The 2,595-nt window shown below is 59.5% G+C and carries 3 protein-coding genes; 2 read left to right on the forward strand and 1 reads right to left on the reverse strand.

What is annotated here, in order from left to right:
- Positions 1-1,210, forward strand: a 1,210-nt coding sequence (locus tag AUR66_RS07540) for a phosphate acyltransferase (RefSeq protein ID WP_269432569.1), incomplete at its 5' end; no start/stop codon positions are given.
- 34 nt (positions 1,211-1,244) lie between these two features.
- Here AUR66_RS07540 and AUR66_RS07545 read toward each other — a convergent pair.
- Entirely contained in the window at positions 1,245-1,535 is a 291-nt protein-coding gene (locus AUR66_RS07545) for a hypothetical protein (protein ID WP_058571853.1), read from the reverse strand.
- A gap of 217 nt (positions 1,536-1,752) precedes the next feature.
- On the opposite strand from AUR66_RS07545, the gene AUR66_RS07550 reads away from it, so the two are divergent.
- Complete coding sequence (locus AUR66_RS07550) at positions 1,753-2,295, forward strand: hypothetical protein (protein WP_231727798.1); 543 nt, start codon at positions 1,753-1,755, stop codon at positions 2,293-2,295.
- The last annotated feature ends 300 nt before the right edge of the window (positions 2,296-2,595 follow it).

Below are 2,595 nucleotides of genomic sequence, written 5' to 3' on the forward strand. Positions count from 1 at the left end.
GGAAGCGCTTGCACACCTCGCTCGCCAGGACGTGCCCGACGCCGTCGTCAAAGCCTACGGTGACGAACCGTTGCAGTTCGGCCCCGACTACCTCATCCCCAAACCACTGGACCAGCGCGTCCTCTACGAGGTGACGCCAGCAGTCGCACAGGCGGCCATGGAGAGCGGTGCCGCCCGTCTCGAACGCGACTTGGAGGCGTACCGCGAGGAACTCGAAGCACGTCTCGGGAAGTCCCGCGAGATGATGCAAGTCGTCCTCAACAAGGCGAAGTCTGACCCCAAGCGCGTTGCCCTCGCCGAAGGGGAAGACGAGAAGATGATTCGCGCGGCCTACCAGATGCAGGAGGAAGGAATCGCCGAACCAATCCTCATCGGGGGAACGCGACGGATTCTCCGGAAAGCAGAGGCTCTCGGCCTCGACTTCGACCCGACTATCGCCAACCCGCACGACGGCGACTGGAGTCACTACGCCGACCACCTCTACGAGAAGCGACAGCGAAACGGCCTCACCCGCGTCGAAGCGGGCGAACTCGTCGGACAGGACTCCGATTACTTCGCCAGCGTCATGGTCGACATCGGCGACGCCGACGCGATGCTCACGGGTCTGACCCACCACTACCCCTCGGCCCTCCGTCCACCGTTACAGGTCGTCGGTACGGCCGAAGACGCGAACTACGCCGCCGGTGTCTACATGCTGGCGTTCAAGAACCGTGTCGTCTTCTGCGCCGACGCGACAGTCAACCTCGACCCAGACGAGGAAGTCCTCGCCGAAGTAACCAAACACACCGCAGAACTCGCTCGCCGGTTCAACGTCGAACCGCGCGCGGCACTCCTGTCGTACTCGGACTTCGGCAGCGTGGACAACGAGGGGACGAGAAAACCACGGAACGCGGTGAAACACCTCCACGACGACCCCGAGGTGGACTTCCCCGTCGATGGTGAGATGCAAGCCGACACAGCACTCGTCGAGGAGATGCTCACCGGGACGTACGAGTTTTCGGACCTCGACGAACCGGCGAACGTCCTCGTGTTCCCGAACCTCGAGGCGGGCAACATCGGCTACAAACTCCTCCAGCGCCTCGGTGGCGCAGAGGCAATCGGCCCGATGCTCGTCGGCATGGGCAAACCGGTGCACGTCCTCCAGCGTGGTGACGAAGTGAAAGACATCGTCAACTTGGCTGGTGTGGCCGTCGTCGACGCACAGGAGTAAAGTCGCCTCCGACGACACTCGGAGGGATACGGGGTTAGAACCCGTGGTCGTTCCCGATGACTTCTGAAAACGAGTTCATCGACTGATGGAACTGACTTCGACTGACTCGCGTCCCTTCGTCGGACTCGGGCACCCGAATCTCGATGTGGTCGAAGTGGGCGTCGTATCTGTCGAAAAGCAGAGCAGAGGTCATCGTCGAGCGTGTGTCTTCGTACTCGTCTTGCTCGATGACGAGTGTGTCTCCCGACTCGTGCACGTCGTACACCTCGATATCGTACGCATCGGCGATTCGGTGTACGGTGTGCTCGATTCCGAGGCTATCCATGGCACGGCATCCAATCAGGGTAGGATAAAAATTTCCTTTTGGAGGCGACAGAATTCGTGTTTCTACAAATTCATGTCTGTGTTCCGAAACTATATCACAATCCGGTAGACGGTCTGGTAATACAGATTTTCTGGTCACGAGTTGACTCAAAACTACGTATTCAATTTGACAACTAGGTCATACTTATCACGGTACTCGTCGTGGTTCTGTTGGGGCAATGGTAAATAGAACCAATATATCCCGGCGCAAACTCCTTCGAGGAGTCGGTGTCACGGCGGCACTCGCGGCGCTTCCGGTGGGGACGGCAGTGGGACAGACGGCGAAGAGCAAGTACGACGACGAGGATGGAAACGGCATCCCCGACGAGGGAGAAGTCGTCACAGGGACGTACAAATCGGTCTACGCGTACGACGCCAGCGGCGACTGGTACTGGGACCTCGGCGACGGACGTGTCCAAGGCACTGTTGGCGGCGTGTCGGAACTGGACCAAGAGACGCTGACGGTCTGTGACTACAAGGTACAGTACCGCGGAACGTTCGAGAACGACCCGTTCCTCGACTCTGGGTGGATTCGAAACAACATCAACTGCAAGGGGTACGACGACAACGGGAACTACAACTTCCTCATCGTCCACAAGACGGACAAACGGTACACCGGGAACCGTCCCGCCGTGTGGGGCGACTGGGAATACTTCGTCGACGTCGAAAGCAAACTCGGGAACAAACTGGTGCGTCCACAGAATCCGCCGGGTCAAAACTGAACGGTTCGTGTCTCGGTCACGACCGAACCACTCTGGTCGTTTTTTCACTCGTCTCGTTGCTCGCCGGAGTGTTGGCGGAGAGTACGTCATCGGTTGTACCGCGAGACGAACGAAGTGAGTCTTCGCGGCCTTTTTGGTCCAGATTTTTCGAGGGGAGGTTCCCGCAGGACAGCCACGCTGTCCGAGGAACCCCGACGATGAAAAAGGTGGAGTGGGACCGCTGAGAGTCGAACGTCGGAAGACGGTCCTGCTCGCTTCGCTCGCGGGCTGCGACTTCCGGGCTCGACGCTCAGCTCCGTG

Origin of the sequence: Haloferax profundi, from assembly GCF_001469865.1 — an archaeon.
GTDB classification, from domain to species: Archaea; Halobacteriota; Halobacteria; order Halobacteriales; family Haloferacaceae; genus Haloferax; species Haloferax profundi.